Here is an 18,094-nt window from a genome sequence, read left to right as displayed (position 1 = left end):
TTTTGAAGTCCTGTCGATTCTTTTGTAATTACGTCGATAATCAAAGAGATAGGAATTGTAGGGTCAATCTTCACCACTCGTTTCTGACTCCAACGGATATTTGAGCTGGGGCAGGCTAGTACAAGCGATAAGAGTAAGGTGGGCAATGCCCACCCTACTAAAATGAAAATTCAATTAATTTTTATTAAAATTGCCGTTTTTTTTAGAAAACAGTAAAATAGAATACAGAAACAAAATCGTTCATCTCTACAATTTTTTTAAATTCTGTCTTCTGGCAGATGTGATGTGGAGACGGAAGTAGGGAGCCATCCCGAAGGAACGCGCCTCATTTTAGTCAAACTGCTAAAAAAATTTGACCGAAAAAAATTTGAACTATAGAGGCGAAGCCATGAAACTCTCATATCGCGGTGTCAGTTACGAACACAATTCACCCCAAATAGAAACTATGACAGGCGCAGCTGGCGGAACGTATCGCGGTGCAACCTGGAACCATCAATATCTCAGACATATTCCCGTACCGCAGCCCAAAGTTGACTTGAAGTATCGCGGCGTAGCTTATTCCACTGGCGATCCAATCGATGTAGAAGTTGTGCGGTTGCGGCGAGAATACACGCAAGTCAATGGAGCAACTGCAAATACGACAGCGAGCGCTACTAAACAAAAGCCAGCTAAGAGCGATCGCCAGCAGGTGTTGAAAGAACTACACAGCACTCATCTAGATCACTTGCGTCGTAACTTAGAACGACGGCTGCAAATAGCTAGAGAAAAAGGTGACAACCACCTGATTCAATTACTCGAAGCTGAATCGAGACAGTTAGCATAAGGTCATTGGTCATTTGTTATTGGTCATTAGCAACAACAAATGACCAATGACTAGTGACAAATGACAATATTATTTGTCGGCACGGAATAAGAGAAAGCCAGCCGTGGCAAAACCAAACATATTGGGTAGCCATGCGGCTAACCACGGGGAGAGAACGCCAGATAAACCCAAAGCGTCACACATAAATAGCAGCATATAGTAACTGAAAATAATAATGACGCTAATTCCAAAACTGGTTGCTCGACCTTTACGCTTAGGATTAGTTCCTAAAGTTGCACCTACTAAACCAAAGATAGTGCAAATAAATGGAAAAGCAATTTTTTCTTGAATCCGCAGGCTGTAACGGCGGATTTTTTGTTCGTTACCACTCATCATCGCGACTTGCAATTGTTCGCTAACTTGAGCAATATTCATTTCATCTGAGTCGCGGGTGTTAGCAGCAACATCTAAAGGGGTGCGCGGCAGTTGTAACTGTTGGTGTTCAAACCGGACAATATTGCGATAAGAACTATCGGGTGCAACTAGATAGATCGTGCCATTATAAAAATCCCACTTATTCTGTTTGGGGTTCCACTCGGCTGAATCTGATACCACAATTTGGTTGAGATCGCCACGGGAGCGATCGATAATTGTCAAACCCCTCATCCGTTGCCCATCAAAGGCATCAGCATAGAACAGGCGAGTTAATCGCTTAACCTCTCTGCCATCTGCTAGCTCGATTTCCTGATATTCTGGATAGTAAATGTTTTGTTCTTGAAATTGGGGTTTTTCTTCCTTCAGCGCTCGACTGAGAGTTGTTGTAGCCCGATAGTTAGCCGCTGGGACGACTTGCTCGTTAAATAAAAAAGTCAAACCCATAACACAAGTACTCAGTACCAATGCGGGCAATACCAGTCGATAGATGCTGACTCCACAACTACGTAGAGCCGTTAGTTCGCTATCGCTAGACAGCCGACTGTAAGTCATTAAAGCTGCTAGGAGAGTGGACATAGGAAAAGCCAGCACGACAAAAGACGGTAGCTTTAAGAGAAATACGTCAAACGCGATCGAGATCGGGAGTCCCGATTCCACCACCCGCCGCACCAGCTCAAACACTGTACCAACTGCTACTAAAACTGAAGAGAAAGCTCCTACGCCAAATAAAAACGGTGGAATTAACTCAGCCGTAATATAGCGATCCATCAGTGCTGGCTTGGGAACCAGCAACTGAAAGGCTTTGAAGCGTTTGTGTTTGGCAAATGTCATTGGAATGGAAAGTTAAGTTGGCGGTTGATGGTTGACAGTTGACGGTTAACAGTTGACGGTTGATGGTAAGTAGATAGTGGCATGAGAGCTAAACTCTTTTCTAGTCACCAGCCACCAGCCACTAGTCACTCTTTACAACTGAAAATTTTGACCGAGATAGTATTTCCGTACTAAGGGATTGTGATAGAGTTCATCCGCGTTACCAGCAGCTAAAATTTCTCCCTCTCGCATGATATAGGCACGATCCGTAATGGCTAAAGTTTCGCGGACGTTATGATCTGTGACTAGGATACCAATTTGGCGATCGCGTAGCTTTTGTACCATACCTTGAATTTCTGCGACTGCGATCGGGTCAACTCCAGCAAATGGCTCGTCCAAGAATAAAAATTTTGGACCTTCCGCTCCTGATGCTAAGGCTCTAGCTAGTTCCGTCCTGCGTCTTTCTCCCCCAGAAACGCTAATTCCTTTCGTATGGGCGACTTTTTCCAGTCGGAATTCCCGCAACAGGGTATGAAGTCGAGTTTGCCATTCTCGACGCGGTACTTGAGTTTGCTCCAGTACCAAAAGAATATTATCTTGTACGCTTAGGTGACGAAAGATACTAGGTTCTTGAGCTAAGTAACCGAGACCTAACCGCGCTCTTTTGTGCATGGGTAAGCTGGTAATGTCGCGATCGTCCAACCAAACTACGCCGCGGTCGGGTTTTTCTATTCCTGTAGCAATATAAAAAGTCGTCGTTTTTCCCGCACCATTGGGACCGAGCAATCCAACAACTTCGCCCTGTGAAACAGAAATATCGACACGATTCACAACAGTACGCTGTTTGTAGGATTTGTAGATATTCTCTAGAGCAAATCTCATGGAGAGGAGGAGTGAGTAGGGAGCAGTCAAAAGTCAAAAGTCAAAAGTCAAAAGTCAAAAGTCAAAAATTGTCGGGGCGGGTTCACCAGAAATATTGGTTAAAGTCAAAGACAATTGGTAAACCCGCCCGTACAAGTATCAAAAGTCAAAAGTCAAAAGTCAGAAGTTATAACAGAGCGCTGATAACTGATAACTGATAACTGATAACTGATAACTGACAGTAGTAGGTTTGGAGCGAGGCTACTTGGAATTGAAGTTAGGAGTAGCTGGAGGTTTTGATGTAGGTGGTTTGGGTTTAAAGTTGGGAGTAGCTGGCGCTGGAGCGGCAGTTTGAGGGTTAGTGTCATTCACAATATAAGTGGATCTCACTTGTTGTTTTGCCTTGGGTGTAGCAATAAAGCGACCTTGATCGATTAAATAAGTAATACTTTCTCCTTTAAGACTGTTACCCTGCTGCAACACATTAACGTTACCACTCAACACGATTTTGCGTTCTTTCTGATAGTATTGCGCTTGAGCTGCCGTAGCTTGAATTTGGCGAGCTGGATAAAATATTTGTACGTTACCGCGAGCTGTAAAGATGCCACTTTTGGAGTCAGCTTCCTGAATGTCAGAGTTAATTGTCAGGGATTGACCAGCATCCTGTGGCGGTGGCGGAGTCTGGCTTTTGACAATTGATGGGGAGAAAATAGGAGCGATCGCTAGCGTAGCTGGTACGATCCAGCGCCAGCAAAAAGGGGGAGGGCAAAAAGTGGGTACGGAAGGCATCATTTATAGTGTGGGTAACACGGAAACACGGAGTTAAGCAGCGCATCACGGATGGTATCGCCCATCCAAATTTGCTGTATGTAGTCTAGCAACCTCGGTGCGTGGCAGCTGAACTAGTAGCAAATGACAGCACTAAATCGGGAATGTGTCAATCTCGACGCACTCAACCAGCTTAAGGTTTCGCCACTTAAATATAACTGGTAGTTGGTAGTTGGCGATTGGCGATCGGTTGCTAGTTGTTGGTTATTGCTAAGAAGCGAGAAAATAGAGACAGGTAAAGGCTTGCCGATCTCGCTGGTTTTACGACTCACTGCTTTCTACTCCCTTTCTTCCCTGACAACTGATAATTTGCGGGAGTCGGGAGTCGGGAATCGGGAGTCGGAACTGCTCCGACTCCCCTTCTTCACTGACAACTGATAACTGACAACTGACAACTGATTTATGGAAACAGCAGAGAGAAATATTACGGCGCATCTAGAACAGTCCGAGCAAATGCTTGTAGGTGGGGCTGACCCAGCATTTTTTGACTGCCAAGAAGTATGGTATCCCGTCCATTACGTGCAAGATTTGGATAAATCTAAGCCCACAGCATTTACTCTGTTGGGACAAAATATTGTGATTTGGTGGGAGCAGCAAGCTGGTTGCTGGCGCGTATTTGAGGATAAATGCCCTCATCGCCTCGCGCCTCTGTCGCAAGGGAGAATAGCTGAGGATGGGTTGTTAGAATGCCCTTACCACGGATGGGCGTTTGCTGGTGCGGGAGACTGTCAGCGCATTCCTCAACAGGTAGTAGGTCAAGCAGTGACTTCTCCGAGAGCCTGCGTGCGATCGCTTCCTACGACACTCAAGCAAGGGCTACTGTTTGTCTATCCTGGGAAAGCTGAGAATGCAGCCAAGACTAAAGTTCCTGTCATTGAACCCTTGGAAGAATCTTTAGAGGGATGGGTTTGTATCGATACATTTCGCGACTTACCCTATGATGCGCTAACACTGATGGAAAATGTCTTGGACGCTAGCCACGTTCCTTTTACTCATCACCGTTCTGTAGGGAATAGGGCGAATGCCAGTTCGGTAGAATTGGAGGTAGTTGAGTCTGGTAAGCACGGTTTTACAGGGGTGTGGCAGGAAGGACCCCGACGTGGAACTTTGGGACGACAAGACACAACTTTTGTAGCTCCGGGGTTGATGTGGCACGACTTGACATCAAAGCAATTTGGGCGAACGCTCACTGCTGTCTACGCTACTCCAATTCGTAAGGGCGAGTGTCGGCTATTTGCCCGTTTTCCGTTTAAATTTGCTTCTAAATTGCCTGGTTGGATAATCAAGCTTACACCCCGCTGGTATTCTCATTTGGGACAAAACTCTGTTTTGGAGGACGATCAAATTTTTCTGCATTACCAAGAGCGATATCTCGAAGCAGGTGGGGGGAGTGGTAATTTTACTAAAGCTTTTTATCTACCGACTCAGGCTGATGCTTTCGTGATTGAGTTGCGGCAGTGGGTTAATCAGTACAATGCTAATCCATTTCCAGGGGAAACTTTACCACCAGCGCTATCCACAGCACAGTTGTTAGATCGCGATCGCTCTCACACTTCTAAATGTGCTAGTTGTAGAGCGGCGCTAGCCAATCTTCAACGCCTACGATTAGGATTAGCGATCGTTGCAGCAGTCATCGCAATTATCAATCCACCTCTGACTCTGTTTCTAGGAGAAAATGCCGCTACAGGTTCGCTTCTGCTTACAGCAGTGGCTTTAATTCTAGGTGCGGTGTGGCTGTGGTTGGGTAGGCTGGAAAAGCAATTTTACCAAGGTCGAGAAGTTCCACTACGGAATTTACCTGAGAAAAAGCGATCGCGCCATTAAACTAACGATAAAAAAGAGAGGCATTGCATTGCAACGCCTCTACTCCCTGTTTTTTACCTCTTGTAGCTGTTTTTCGCTCCACACAACATAGAAGATCGCCCCGCCCATTGCTCCTAAAATCAATAAAAAAGTCATCATTGCGATCGCTCCTTTGGCAATTTACGCACTTTGAGCCAAAATTAATCCTTAATTCATCAATCTACAGTCTTACGTTCTAAATTTATCCACAGGATTAATTGCAATTAGTATAGAGATAAATCTATAGTTCGCTCGATTGGCGAATTTGAATTAGTGGCGATCGCTGGTTCTGTCTTAGCGGTACTCTATACACAAGAGTGTTTATTCGCCCGATCGATTGCTTGTGACCTCCACTCGCATTCACCTACTAGTTAGCGATCGCAGATTTATTCTGTTGGTGTTTTACTGCGAAGCACAACAAGTATGGCAATTTCGCGTGTTGCGGGGAACTGGTGTATTTGGAGAAAACAAAATTTACTACACGGCGGAGGCAGCAGAAAAGGCAGCTAGGGAATCGATTGCAGCCGATAGTTAAATAGTGCAGTTCGATTCTCGCCACATCTGTTTCAACAAATCGATAAATGCATAAGCAGCGGGAGTCAAGCCTGTGGCGATCGTTTATAAACGGGTTTCGTGAAAGTTCTAAGGATGCTACGTGGTGGAGCGAAATTTTATACTCTCAGTAATCTTTTTTCGCAAAACATTACAAATAATCGCTGCAATGCCAAATTTTGAACTTAAGTAACGAAAATTTCCAACTTTTTGTATTGCATTGCTACCCACTATAAATATGTATTTTAAACTACAGAAAAATCTCAAGGAATAGGGTTTTCCTGGGGGTAGATATGCGTTGGCGGAAGAGGTTTTCTCTGTTTGGCTTGTTACTAGTAGTGAGTTTAACTGCGGTATTGCTATCGACAAACTTACTAGCGCCAAAACTGACTCTTGCTACAGAAGCCCTGCTACAACCTGCCCCAACTCAACCACTTGGTTACTACGACTATTTTGGAAAATTACTTACCCCGCAAGCAGCCGAGAAACTCGTGCGCAAAAAGGGTTTAGATCCGAGCGCTCCTGGTGCTTTTGAACGAATTGGCGCTGTCCAGATTACTCCGCAATTACTAACAAGCGGCGAAAACATCTTCTTCAACCGTAAGATTGGAGATACGTTCGGCTTGCAGCGAGTGTTTGGTTTTGGCACTGGTCTGTCACTGATTCAACCAGAAATTAATACAGCCATTCGTAACTTAGGCGGAAGACCAACTTCTAACCTCCGCATCACTTTAGAAAAAGACATCACTTTAGGTAGCCGTACTTTGGTTAAAGGTAGCAATATCGGTACGGGTTTTGAGGTAGAACCAGGAGCGAGTTTTTTATTAGGTCTGACACCCGACGGCAACTTTACTTGTGCGGCTTGTCATGTTGCTTTGTCTCAAACTGGTCAACGTCTCAATGGAGTACCTAACGGCGATTTAGGTATCTCTCTATTAATTGCCTTAGCACCAAACACCGCCGCAGGCTTTGCTCGCCTGAATTTCAATCCCCTCGACCCTCAGTATCAAGGGAATGGCAAAACTATTATTGATAGCAATAACCAATTCGTTAAACTTCCCGACCCGCAAAAGTTTGAAGCTGCTTTTGACGATGCCGTTCTAGATGTTCCCTTCGGTAATTTCGAGAGTTCCCCCGATCGCATCAATAATACCACCCAAATTCCCAATGTTTTCACATTTAAGAGCAATCCCTACCTAGCTGACGGACAGTTTGCTGTCGGTTCTTTTGCTGGATTGAGTGCGATTAATAATGCCGTCCACTCCTCTGAAATTAATTTGCTAGCCGCAGCTCAACTGAGTGCGGAGACAATTGGTATCGATCCAGAAGTTTATCTTGGTGTAGTGCTACAAAATGCTACTGACCCTAGCATTCGTCTACCCGATGCTCCAATCAAACCTTCAGAGTGGCTGCGCCAAATTGCTCCCAATCCCTACCAAGCTGAATTGGAAGATCAAATTCCCGCGCCTGGTACGGGTGATTATCCAAATCTCAAACCGAGTCTGTTTACCTACAACGGTTTAATCTTTAGTCCCAATACCTATTCGGACGATCCGAATGAATCTGCTAGTGGACCTTTCTTATTTGCTAATAATGCGATGTCTGCTTTCCAGAATAGTCTCGTACCACCTGCTAATCGTTCGCGCCAGAACTTAGAAGCACTAACTAGTGGTTCCGTACAGCGGGGCGCTCGAATTTTTCAGCAAGCCAACTGTGCGACTTGCCATGTTCCACCGTTTTTTACCGACAATAAGATTCATCCTCTCGGTGAAATTGGTACAAACCCAGCACGAGCAAAATCTCGCTTAGACTTGAACCGTCTGCTCGTACCACCAAAGCTTTATACTTTTAACAATCCCGTTCCCCTTCCAGCAAATGCAGAAGTGTTAGACATACCAACGGAGGGAATTAGCGCTAACTCTACCACTCTCCCTAATGGTTTGCTACCCGACGGCGGCTACAAATCAACTGCTTTAAGAGGGCTATATTTGAGTGCGCCCTACCTACATGATGGTGGAGTAGCTGTGAGGGAAAATAGTTTAAAGGTTACAAGAAATGGCAGTTTTACGGTAGTCGATCGCACGGGTTTAGGTTTAACTGGAACTCTCAGCATCGGTCAATCTGCCGATAGTGCAAGTAGTTTACGTGCTTTACTAGATCGTCAGTTACGCAGTCAAGTTGTTGCGGCTAATCAAGCTAACCCCGCTTTAGTACGCAGTAATTTAGATGGAACGGGACATGAATTTTATGTAGACAAAACTACAGGATTTACTCCGGCACAGCAAACCGATTTGATTAATTTCTTACTTGCATTAGACGACGATCCAGGTCGTTTCTAGTCTTGCAAACACACTCCCTTTATGGGAAAACAACTTTGGAAGTGGGTGCATGACCTAAAAATAAATGTGCTGCCGATCGCAAGACAATTTCTGAATATAGAATCTTCTGAATGGTTAAACTTGGCGCGCGTTTGGCTGCGGCATTGTAAGCGGTGATTTCTCCTTCTAGGGTGAAATCACTTCCAGTCAGATAGTGGTCGTAATCGTGCATTGCTAAGAAGATAAAGCCGTAGATCGGGTTAGGGTAAATAGTGCTATCGTAGCTATCAGCGGAAACCCAGAGATGACCTCGTTCAATATCGGCAAACATCTGTTTGGTATTGTCGTAGCGCATATAGTCTGAAAATTGCAGATTCAGGGGCAGTTGTTGAAACTCGCCCATCAACCAATCGCACATCTGAGCGATCGCTTCATCGGAAATTTCAGCAGGTTTACCTTCTAAGTAAAGTCTGGCAAGGGTTTCGACTTGAGACGCAATAGTGTTTTTTCGAGCGGCTATCATATCGTCCTCTGCTGGTAGTGGTGCTATTCACATCCTGACAATTCCTAGCGATAATTTCTTTGAGATAGCTCATATTTTGGGTGTAAAGTGTAGTGCGGTGTTAAAAATTAATGTTAAAAATCGATTTCTAATTCTAAATAACCCGTTTCTGGATCTGTGGTTCTAAGAAAACGAAATTCTTCACTTACACCAATGACTATTTCAGCAGTGGTGTAGATGATGCAACCATTAACTAAATGTCCGCCGATCGTTTTTCCATTGCGATCGCTAATGGTAATATGTAAATGAACGCCTGTATTAGCAATCGTGCCAGTCAGAGAAAGAATTTCAAATTTATCATGCAATATTGTAATTTCTTCGCGATCGGCAAAGCGAATCGCTGCTTGCTTCAAACTCCCAATTGCAGTTAAAATAAACCCTGCTTCAATCTTCTGTATCTGAGCAAAGTCTTTTAAACTTTGTCTTAAATCTTGGTTGGGCTTGAGTCTGAAAGGAAGAATCTTCATTAATTATTAATTGTAAATTCGTGGGATGCTACCTATTATGGTAAGTGGGCATTGCCCTGATAACTGATAACTGATAACTGATAACTGATAACTGTTAGTTATGCAGGCAACAACCGAACAATTGCAGCAAATCTCAATTTTTTCAGGTTTGGAACCAGAGCAACTGGCATATTTAAAACCCCATACTGTAGTTAAAAACTATCTACGCGGAGAAATTATTCTCCATGAGGGCGATCGCCTACCTGCGAAACTCTTTTCAGTTCTTAGTGGAACAATTCAGGTTAAGAAAACCGCTTCTACGGGTAAAGAAACTATTCTGCGAACCTTATCAACAGGAGAATTATTCGCTGCACCTTCCCTATTTGGTGATGGAATTTCACCTGCAACCGTAGTGAGCGATCGCGACTGCCAAATTCTCACCGTCGAGCGCGCTGTACTCTTAGAAATGATTCGCCAAACTCCAGAAATTGCCCTGCGGATTTTAGCTGTGATGAACGATCGCCTGCAACATCTGCACAATGCCGTTCATGGATTGGCATCAGAACGAGCGATCGTGCGGCTGGCGCGGTTAATTCATACTTCTGTAGAGGAGGAAGGCACGGAGGCAACAACAGCGGGTCTATGTTTGCGATCGCGTCTTCCCTATTATCAAATTGCCCGCAGCATCGGCATTACCTATGAAGAATGCGTGCGTTTGTTCAAACAGTTGCAACCAATTCTCAGCTATCATCGCGGTGGACAAATCGTGTTGCGCGATCGACATAAGCTAGAAGAGATTGCAGCAGGAAACTGAAGCACTCGCCTGTGTTGCGATCGCTAATGTTAGCCAATTTAGCCCCTGTAAAATAGCGAACAACCGTCATCACAACTACTCCCTGCTCCCCGCTCCCTACTCCCCGCTCCCTACCCTGCTCCCTGCTCCCTGCTCCCTACTCCCTTTTGAGGAAGATTGTCTGACGACAAGTTTTGTCTCTAAGATATGAGTTGTTTTTTTATTGGGGATACCTAAGAGAATTTCCGCTGCGATCGCGCCTTTTTCGACTAAAGGTTGTTGTATGGTTGTCAACGCGGGTCGTACTTGAGCGGCAAGGGGAATACCATCAAAGCCAACAATTGCCACATCTTCGGGAACTTTTAACCCTAGATGTTCTGCTGCCCGTAATGCCCCCAGCGCTAATATATCGCTCATGGCAAGAATTCCTGTCGGTCTGGGATGTCGCTGTAATAAGGCGATCGCCGCAGCAAAAGCCCCATCGACACCATTGCTGTTGGGAGACTCCTCGATTGGCACAAGAGTAGGGTCGATACCTGCGTCTCGGATGGCATCAGCATAACCCCACCAGCGGTGTAATGCATTGCGAAAAATGGCGCTTTTGAGTCGTTGGGGATCGACTGGTCCTGCATAGGAGTCGTTGTGAAAATCCATTGCAATAATGCCTAAATGCCGGCGATTGAGACTGAGCAAATGTAATGCTGCGGTACGAGCAGCTTGGCGATCGTCAATGCCAATGAAGGGTATACCTTTTAGTTCTGGCTGATCGACTGCCACTACTGGCAGCTGTCGATCCAAAACTCGTACGACTGCCTCACTTTCATCTGGAATACAGTAAAGGATGAAGCCGTCTACTGCTGCTTGTTGAATTGTCTGCTGGGCAACATCGGAGTCTAAAGCTGGAACGATCAACAAACTAGCTTTCACCCGTTCGCATACTTTCGATACTCCCTGTAAAAAGGCGATAGATACCGGATCGTTGAAAGCATAGGGTAGTGCTTCGGAAAATATCAAGCCGATTGCACCCGTTTGTCCTGTCCGCAGCATTCTCGCCATCGGGTTTGGACCGGCGTAACCCAGCTCCTTCGCCACCGCTAGCACTTTCTGTTGAACTTCTGGGGAAAGTTGATCGGGTCGATTAAACGCATTTGATACCGTTGTACGAGATACCCCTGCTGCTCTAGCAACATCCAGTAGCGTGATGGATTTTCTAGCTTTACTCTGCTTCATGCCTTTAACATCTATCTTCCTCCAATTTTCCCTATAAATACGATTTTAGGGAACTTGATCGATTCAGAAAAAATGTGTAGCATAAGATAGTAACTGAATCGATTCAGTAAAAATAAACCGTAACAAAGTGTGAGGAAAATTATGATGAGAACCTACGAACAATGGCGCAACTACAAAGAGCTAGAACTGATTAGAAGGCATCCACCTGTCAAAAACCTGCTAGAACTACAAATTCTGTCTGTATTACGAGGATTTGGATATTTTTGGCAAGATTTGTGGTGTAGCAACAACGAGCCGCAGATTAGCGAGATAACAGATTCTACCGGACAGACGCGATGGAAAATCTACGAGCCAACTAGCGATCGCACCTTTCAACTCGAATCGCAACAGGAAGTTTTAACTTGGCTGGAACAGCGGCATCAGTAGTCAGTTATCAGTGACCAGTGACCAGTGACCAGTTAATTGCGACTTCTGACTTTTGACTTTTGACTTTTGACTTTTGCTTGGGGTGGAGTTCTGTGGGAACCGAAATACTTCTCACTGCGATAACGCAGCCAAACTCTTAAAACTTGGGGAATTTGGTCTTTTTGCTCCGGCGTGAGAGTATTGTAGAGCGCTAAAGCGCGATCGCGTTCGCCACGACAAGCAGCATTATTGTGAGCATCCCAGTAGCTCCTAGCAACGCGAATTCGCCGACAGACTTCTTTGATGAGTGCAGCTTCTGATAAAGGTTTTTCCTTAGTCATTGGTCATTGGTCATTTGGTGTTGGTTGACGGTAAACGCGCTCGCTACACGGACGTGTTGACGGTTGACGGTTGACGGTTGAGTGTTGTTTTTTCTCCCTCAGCTTCCTCAGCTTCCTCAGCTTCCCCAGCTCTCTTTCCCCCGACTCCCGATTCCCTAATCATTTCGCGAGTTGGTTGGCTTTACGGGCAAGTTCTACATCTTTGGCTGTAATTCCACCAGCATCGTGAGTGGTTAGATCGATCGTAACGCGATTGTAAACATTAAACCACTCTGGATGATGACCCATTGACTCGGCAACTAGAGCCAAACTTGACATAAAGCCAAAAGCTTCTACAAAAGACTTGAACTGATACTGACGGTGGAGTTTTCCTGCTTCTATACTCCAGCCACTCAATTCTCCCAGGGCTTTTTTTAATTCTGCTTCAGACAGTTGAGAGTTACTCGTTTGAGAATTACTCATTGCATACTCCTGAATTGCTGGTTGTGCGGAAGATATTGAGTTTCCCAAGCTAGGTTGACTCAACAAAGCGATCGCTGTTAATAACGATCCTAGACAAAAGAGCGCGATCGCGAAGTGCGCCAAATGCTTTGGCAGCCATCTCAACAGGTATTTTTGAAAATTCATAAGAAGGAAAGCGTGCGATCGTATTGCTATCGATCGCAAATTATGTCATAAATTTTTTTATCTCAGCAGAAAGACTCAAAATTCATTCGCGATCGCCTCTATTGCAGACTAATAGTACAGCCTAGTTTTTTGCCTGATGTAATATAATTCGATTACTATCAGGATCGTAAGCGTAAATTTCTCTGCCGTGGGAGGCTGTAACAATTTGCCCTGGTGGTGGACAGCCGATTTCAGTGAGATGAGCGATCGCTGCTTCTAAATCTTTCACTTCTAAACACAAACTCATTCTACTGTGAGTTGAGTTAATAAATTCTGCTTGGTTTGATGCTTTAGGTTTAAATATGCCCAAACGCAAACCAGATAACTGAAATTCTGCATAAATACTAGGAATTTGAGTTATGGGAGTTTGCTCTAGAAATTGCTGATAAAAGTTGACTAGCAATTCAAAATTTTGAGTTGCCAGCGTAACTAATGAGTTTGTGTAATTTAAACCCATGCTTGTCCATCTATCACTTCTAGCTCTCTTTAATTACTATTTGCTGTTGCAGGTGTATGTAAAATATCTCTTGCAGGATCGCCTAAAGTGCGAACATTGGCAGCAAATTCAAGCAAAATTCCATCAGGATCGAAGAAATAAAAGGATGAAATAAATGTATTTTCATCGAGTTCGTTAACGAAACCAGATGGAACATCGGCATGATGTAATACAGGTGTAACTGTTACACCTTTAGCAGCTAACTTTTCTCTGTACTCTTCTAGTTTTTCTAGAGGTACGTTAAAAGCGAGATGATTCATCGAAGCATGGGCAGTTGTGAAATTACCATTTTGCAATCCTTCAGGATTAACTGATGCAATTCCAGGTGCAGCGGCTGGTGCTTGGGGAAACCAAAAAAAGGCGATCGCGTCGCCGTTACCAACATCAAAGAAGAAATGCTGCCCGCCATCAGGAAGGGCAATTGTTTTAATCAGTTTTAGCCCTAAAGTGTTGGTATAAAAATCTACTGTACGCGCCATGTCTTGGCAGACCAAGGCGATATGATTGATACCCTGCAATTGAAAATCTATCATGCTAAGTACCTCTGAAAAAGAAAGGAGATAGGAGTTTATTTATTTAGCTTGTCTGCTACTGAATTTAAATTTTCCAGCCTGCTGCCATAGTATCATCCCACTCGCTTAGATCGCACATAATCCGTTAACTAAGTACAAAAAGCGATCGCTACCCAGGCGATCGCATATTTATCGTACTAACCTTGTTGGCTAAACTTATTCCTCTAGATAACTAGAGCTATCCCAAAAAATCTGCTCTAGAATAAACTTGATTGCTTCCAAATATAGAGCGTTGTGATAAGACTCTTCATATTTCTCAAACAGCTCTTTAATAGTAAAAACTCGTCGTTTAGTAGATTTCGTTTGCTGATGTAGTTGAGTTCGAGGTGTTACAGTTTTTACTTGCTGCTTAATTAAAGTAACTTGAATAGGCAATTGCCCTTCCGCTTGTTGAAGCGATCTTTGTCTTCCTATCCTGACTCTCTTGCTTTTGTTTTTAGGAGGAAACAATAAATATCCAGCTACGAATTTAGTAGAAAGCAGTTGAGAGTGTTTGAATTTCATGATGTATTCCAATTATGCTTCGCTTCAAGTAGGAGTATCTAGTCTGGCAAGATGGAAGCTAGCTGAGGCAGTCTCGATCTCTTGCTCCAGCTCTACCATGCTCGGTAAGCGGGTAGGGAAGGCAAGGGAGAAAAAAGAAGCAATCTTAACAATCGGAAGAAAATAGAAGATTCTGCCTTGCTTAAATCGGGAAAGAGTCAACTCGTGACTCACAATTTGAAATTAGGATACTAATGTGAATAATTTGTGAACTGTTGATGGTTGACGGTTGGTGGTTGACAGTTGACATCTGACGGTTGTTGGTTAACCGGTCACTGGTCAGGAGTCACTGATAACTGATAACTGTCACTCATCCCACTGTAAAATTGTACGAATTTGCTCGACTAGCTCTTGAGCTTTGAAAGGCTTGGCGATCGTACCTGCTACGCCTAAATCAAGTAATTGCTGTTGTTCGCTAGTTCTGACTTTGGCAGTGAGAAAGATTGTGGGAATATGACAAGTGGTAGTATTTGCCTGTAGTTGCTGAAATGTTGCGGGTCCATCTAAGTCTGGCATCATAACATCTAGTAGAATCGCATCAGGTTGTTGAGCTTGAGCTATGTCTATGCCTTCACTACCAGAAGCTGCTGGCAAAACCTCCCACCCTGCTACTGCTTCGAGACTGAATTGAATAATTTCCCTGACACCATCTTCATCATCAATCACTAGTACGCGCTTAGTAGTCATGTCGCTACACTTCAAATAGTCATAAAGCGATTATGACTGCGATCGCAAATGGAATTGGTAATTGGTAGTTGTTTTTTGCTCCCTCAGCTCCCCCAGCTCCCTCAGCTCTCGTCCCCCTGCTCCCTGCTCCCTTGTTTCCTATGAACGCCCCCCAACCGCAATGGATCGTCCCAACCGAACAGCCCCCAGAGTGGTTCGTGCAAGCAGTTAGGGAATATGCCCCTAGCGCACGGGGATTTGCGGCACAACTGTTATGGCAAAGGGGAATTCAAGCCCGAGAGGAGCTACCTGGATATCTCAATCCTCGCTGCTATCTACCTGCCAGCCCATTTGAATTTGGGCAAGAAATGCAGTTAGCAGTAGAAAGATTGCAAATTGCTCGCGATCGCCAAGAAAAAGTGGCGATTTGGGGTGATTTCGATGCTGATGGTATTACTTCTACAGCGGTTTTATGGGATGGATTGGGACAATTTTTTTGTCAATATACCCAACTTTCCTATTACATCCCCAACCGCCTTACCGAGTCGCACGGGCTGAACTTCCCTGGAATCGATCTGCTTGCCCGCGATAGCTGTAAGTTAATCGTGACTTGCGACACTGGTAGCACGAATGTTGCAGAAATTCTCTATGCGAAATCTTTGGGCATTGATGTTATTGTCACCGACCACCATACTTTACCCGCAGAACGTCCACCTGTGACGGCAATAATTAATCCGCGTTATTTCCCTTCAGAGCATCAATTATTTCATCTATCTGGGGTCGCAGTTGCCTACAAACTTGTAGAAGCTTTATATCAATTTTTACCAAATGTACCGCAACAACCATTAGAAGATTTACTCGATCTCGTCGCCATTGGGTTAATTTCCGATTTAGTACAACTGAGTGGAGATTGCCGTTATTTAGCTCAATTGGGCATCGAACGGATGCAACAGGATTACAAACAACCAGTTCAACAGCGACGGCGACCAGGAGTAGGACGATTATTAGAAATGTGTCAGAAAAGTGGCGATCGCCCCACAGATATTTCTTTCGGTTTGGGTCCCCGCATCAACGCCGTGAGCCGGATTCAAGGGGACGCAAGCTTTTGCGTTCAATTACTGACCAGTAGCGATCGCAACTTAGTCGAGCGCCTTGCCCAAGAAACCGAATTGGCAAACACTCGTCGCAAGTCTTTACAAAAAGAAGTTGCCCAGCAAGTTGCCCAAAAACTCAAGTCAGAAATCGATCTTTCCACCACCAGCGTTATCGTTCTCGTAGATTCCCAATGGTCGCCTGGAGTCTTAGGACTCGTCGCCGGACAAATTGCTCAGGAAACGGGTCGTCCTACGATTTTGTTGAGTACACAGGAGAGAGACAAGGAGGACAAGGAAGACAAGGAAGACAATTTAATTCCGAATTCCGAATTCCGAATTCCGAATTCCAAATTATTAGCTCGCGGTTCGGCTCGGTCTGTCGGTAATATCGATTTGTACCAGCTAGTGAAAGATCAAGCGCATTTACTGCACAGGTTTGGCGGACATCCTTTTGCGGCTGGGTTAAGCATACCCGTTGAAAATATACCGCTATTTACCGCAGCGATTAACCAAAAACTCCGACAGCAGGGAAGCGCGATCGCCGTGCCATCCGTACAAGCAGATCTGGTGGTGACGGTAGACGATTTAGGTAGAGATGTGTTTTTAGAACTGAAACTACTCGAACCCTGCGGTATGGGTAATCCCGTACCAAAACTGCTAATCCAAAATTGCTGGTTTGAAAATGTTTGGCATCGTAACCAACAAGATTGGCGGGGAAACAAAGTGCAGTATATCAAAACAGATTTTAATTTGCGGGATAACTCGACTAGAACTAGTTTTCCTGGCGTGTGGTGGGGACACTATAAAGACGAGATCCCGACTGGACGCTGTGACTGTATTGTAGAACTCGACTACAACTCGTATAAAAATAAACAACGCTACGAAGTCCGCCTCATTGCCGTCCGTGCTGCCGACTCTTTATCCCTCACTCCTCACTCCGGACTTCGTCCCGCTTCGCTAACGCCCCTCGCTCCTCAAATTCTCGACTGCCGTGGCATGGCGATCGCCCCAGTTGAGGATACATTCACAGGCGATCCATCCTCGCTTGTCGTGCGTACCTGTCCCACTTGTTGGGATGAGTTACGTGTCTGGATGCGGCGATCGCAATTTGAAAATAAGTCCTTAGTCTTGGCATGGACTGCACCCGAACCAGTCTCACCACAACAAGTCTGGCAACAGTTAGTCGGAATTGCTAAATACCTTTGCCGTACCGGACAAACGGTGACTCGCGTGCAACTCAGTCAAAAGCTTGGAGTGAGCGATCGCCTTTTAGGACTAGGATTTACTGCCCTTTCCTACTTGGGCTTTTACGTTAGTTTTCAAGACCGCTATTTTCAAATTTCTCAAGAAGTACCGTGGCACATTGCAACATCTACAAATCTCCATGCTACCGATGCCGCTTACCTGCAAGCAATAGACAAATTTGCCCAAGCTGTCCGAGAAGAACAATTTCAACGGCAGTATTTTTCTACAGTTCCCCTCTCTACCATTCAAGCCCATGCCGCTCAATTAGGGGTAAGGAGTGAGGAGTGAGGGAGAAGTCGTAAGTCGGGAGTGGCTGGTGGAACCAGTGGCTGGTGGCTGGTGGCTGGTGGCTAGTAGTAGATAGGGTGTGCGGTGTGCGGTGTGCGGTGTACGGTGTGCGGTGTGGGGGAAAGAGAGCTGAGGGAGCTGTAGGGCAAGCCCTTCTCGGAGAATGGGAGCTGAGGGGGCTGAGGGAGAAAAGTAACTGATAACTGATAACTGATAACTGATAACTGATAACTAAATAACTGATAATTGATTTAACAAAGATGCAAAAAAACTTTACTAAAATACATTAAGCGATCGTC

22 protein-coding genes and 1 riboswitch are annotated in these 18,094 nt (G+C 44.8%); of the genes, 8 read left to right on the top strand and 14 right to left on the bottom strand.

What is annotated here, in order from left to right:
- Positions 1-235: 235 nt before the first annotated feature.
- A riboswitch (Glutamine riboswitch) is annotated at positions 236-325 on the top strand.
- A 63-nt stretch (positions 326-388) separates the two neighbouring features.
- Positions 389-823, top strand: coding sequence for an arginine synthesis PII-interacting regulator PirA (pirA, locus tag QH73_RS22140; protein WP_039717582.1), 435 nt, complete (start codon positions 389-391; stop codon positions 821-823).
- Between the two features lie 69 nt (positions 824-892).
- On the opposite strand, the gene QH73_RS22135 is transcribed toward pirA, so the two are convergent.
- From QH73_RS22135 to QH73_RS22120, 4 genes are all read right to left on the bottom strand, one after another.
- Positions 893-2,005: an LptF/LptG family permease gene (locus QH73_RS22135; RefSeq protein ID WP_039717583.1), complete on the bottom strand. Its 1,113-nt coding sequence runs from the start codon at positions 2,003-2,005 to the stop codon at positions 893-895.
- Positions 2,006-2,200: 195 nt separating this feature from the next.
- On the bottom strand, positions 2,201-2,929 hold the full coding sequence (gene lptB, locus QH73_RS22130) for an LPS export ABC transporter ATP-binding protein (protein WP_039716130.1): 729 nt from the start codon (positions 2,927-2,929) through the stop codon (positions 2,201-2,203).
- Positions 2,930-3,169: 240 nt separating this feature from the next.
- Entirely contained in the window at positions 3,170-3,700 is a 531-nt protein-coding gene (locus QH73_RS22125) for an LptA/OstA family protein (RefSeq protein ID WP_063777341.1), read from the bottom strand.
- A gap of 110 nt (positions 3,701-3,810) precedes the next feature.
- Positions 3,811-4,008 carry a hypothetical protein gene (locus QH73_RS22120; RefSeq protein ID WP_132867467.1) on the bottom strand — a complete coding sequence of 66 codons (198 nt, stop codon included), beginning with the start codon at positions 4,006-4,008 and terminating at the stop codon, positions 3,811-3,813.
- A gap of 130 nt (positions 4,009-4,138) precedes the next feature.
- On the opposite strand from QH73_RS22120, the gene QH73_RS22115 reads away from it, so the two are divergent.
- From QH73_RS22115 to QH73_RS22105, 3 genes are all read left to right on the top strand, one after another.
- Positions 4,139-5,560, top strand: coding sequence for an aromatic ring-hydroxylating dioxygenase subunit alpha (locus QH73_RS22115; RefSeq protein WP_039716131.1), 1,422 nt, complete (start codon positions 4,139-4,141; stop codon positions 5,558-5,560).
- Between the two features lie 361 nt (positions 5,561-5,921).
- Positions 5,922-6,113: a hypothetical protein gene (locus tag QH73_RS22110; protein WP_039716132.1), complete on the top strand. Its 192-nt coding sequence runs from the start codon at positions 5,922-5,924 to the stop codon at positions 6,111-6,113.
- A gap of 310 nt (positions 6,114-6,423) precedes the next feature.
- Positions 6,424-8,469, top strand: coding sequence for a di-heme oxidoredictase family protein (locus QH73_RS22105; RefSeq protein ID WP_039716133.1), 2,046 nt, complete (start codon positions 6,424-6,426; stop codon positions 8,467-8,469).
- Positions 8,470-8,488: 19 nt separating this feature from the next.
- Here QH73_RS22105 and QH73_RS22100 read toward each other — a convergent pair whose 3' ends face one another.
- The gene (locus QH73_RS22100) at positions 8,489-8,971 is read right to left on the bottom strand and encodes a hypothetical protein (protein WP_039716134.1); all 483 of its coding nucleotides are present in this window, start codon (positions 8,969-8,971) and stop codon (positions 8,489-8,491) included.
- A 113-nt stretch (positions 8,972-9,084) separates the two neighbouring features.
- A complete protein-coding gene (locus QH73_RS22095) occupies positions 9,085-9,477 on the bottom strand; it encodes a PPC domain-containing DNA-binding protein (protein WP_039716135.1) in 393 nt (130 codons plus the stop codon).
- A gap of 100 nt (positions 9,478-9,577) precedes the next feature.
- Here QH73_RS22095 and QH73_RS22090 point away from each other — a divergent pair, with 100 nt between their 5' ends.
- Positions 9,578-10,270 (top strand): Crp/Fnr family transcriptional regulator, encoded by a 693-nt coding sequence (locus QH73_RS22090; RefSeq protein WP_039716136.1) that lies wholly within the window; start codon positions 9,578-9,580, stop codon positions 10,268-10,270.
- A 96-nt stretch (positions 10,271-10,366) separates the two neighbouring features.
- On the opposite strand, the gene QH73_RS22085 is transcribed toward QH73_RS22090, so the two are convergent.
- Entirely contained in the window at positions 10,367-11,479 is a 1,113-nt protein-coding gene (locus QH73_RS22085) for a substrate-binding domain-containing protein (RefSeq protein WP_039716137.1), read from the bottom strand.
- Positions 11,480-11,620: 141 nt separating this feature from the next.
- Here QH73_RS22085 and QH73_RS22080 point away from each other — a divergent pair, with 141 nt between their 5' ends.
- On the top strand, positions 11,621-11,905 hold the full coding sequence (locus tag QH73_RS22080) for a hypothetical protein (RefSeq protein WP_132867466.1): 285 nt from the start codon (positions 11,621-11,623) through the stop codon (positions 11,903-11,905).
- A 32-nt stretch (positions 11,906-11,937) separates the two neighbouring features.
- Here QH73_RS22080 and QH73_RS22075 read toward each other — a convergent pair whose 3' ends face one another.
- The 7 genes from QH73_RS22075 to QH73_RS22045 all read right to left on the bottom strand — a co-directional run bounded on the left by QH73_RS22075 (position 11,938) and on the right by QH73_RS22045 (position 15,189).
- Complete coding sequence (locus QH73_RS22075; protein WP_039716139.1) at positions 11,938-12,225, bottom strand: hypothetical protein; 288 nt, start codon at positions 12,223-12,225, stop codon at positions 11,938-11,940.
- 159 nt (positions 12,226-12,384) lie between these two features.
- On the bottom strand, positions 12,385-12,852 hold the full coding sequence (locus tag QH73_RS29230) for a 4a-hydroxytetrahydrobiopterin dehydratase (protein WP_309476518.1): 468 nt from the start codon (positions 12,850-12,852) through the stop codon (positions 12,385-12,387).
- Positions 12,853-12,973: 121 nt separating this feature from the next.
- Entirely contained in the window at positions 12,974-13,348 is a 375-nt protein-coding gene (locus tag QH73_RS22065) for a VOC family protein (RefSeq protein ID WP_039716140.1), read from the bottom strand.
- Between the two features lie 29 nt (positions 13,349-13,377).
- The gene (locus tag QH73_RS22060) at positions 13,378-13,920 is read right to left on the bottom strand and encodes a VOC family protein (protein ID WP_132867465.1); all 543 of its coding nucleotides are present in this window, start codon (positions 13,918-13,920) and stop codon (positions 13,378-13,380) included.
- Positions 13,921-14,115: 195 nt separating this feature from the next.
- Positions 14,116-14,463: a hypothetical protein gene (locus QH73_RS22055; RefSeq protein ID WP_039716141.1), complete on the bottom strand. Its 348-nt coding sequence runs from the start codon at positions 14,461-14,463 to the stop codon at positions 14,116-14,118.
- Between the two features lie 24 nt (positions 14,464-14,487).
- The gene (locus QH73_RS22050) at positions 14,488-14,676 is read right to left on the bottom strand and encodes a hypothetical protein (RefSeq protein ID WP_132867464.1); all 189 of its coding nucleotides are present in this window, start codon (positions 14,674-14,676) and stop codon (positions 14,488-14,490) included.
- A gap of 132 nt (positions 14,677-14,808) precedes the next feature.
- Positions 14,809-15,189: a response regulator gene (locus QH73_RS22045; protein WP_039716142.1), complete on the bottom strand. Its 381-nt coding sequence runs from the start codon at positions 15,187-15,189 to the stop codon at positions 14,809-14,811.
- Between the two features lie 140 nt (positions 15,190-15,329).
- Here QH73_RS22045 and QH73_RS22040 point away from each other — a divergent pair, with 140 nt between their 5' ends.
- Together QH73_RS22040 and QH73_RS22035 are read left to right on the top strand one after the other, a co-directional pair.
- Entirely contained in the window at positions 15,330-17,795 is a 2,466-nt protein-coding gene (locus tag QH73_RS22040; protein WP_039716143.1) for a single-stranded-DNA-specific exonuclease RecJ, read from the top strand.
- 44 nt (positions 17,796-17,839) lie between these two features.
- Positions 17,840-17,995 (top strand): hypothetical protein, encoded by a 156-nt coding sequence (locus QH73_RS22035; protein WP_165587764.1) that lies wholly within the window; start codon positions 17,840-17,842, stop codon positions 17,993-17,995.
- Positions 17,996-18,094: the final 99 nt, after the last annotated feature.

Source organism: Scytonema millei VB511283, assembly GCF_000817735.3.
Classification (GTDB): Bacteria; Cyanobacteriota; Cyanobacteriia; order Cyanobacteriales; family Chroococcidiopsidaceae; genus Chroococcidiopsis; species Chroococcidiopsis millei_B.
The sequence above is the reverse complement of the archived record's forward strand: the minus strand, read 5'-3'. Positions and strand labels throughout refer to the sequence as shown.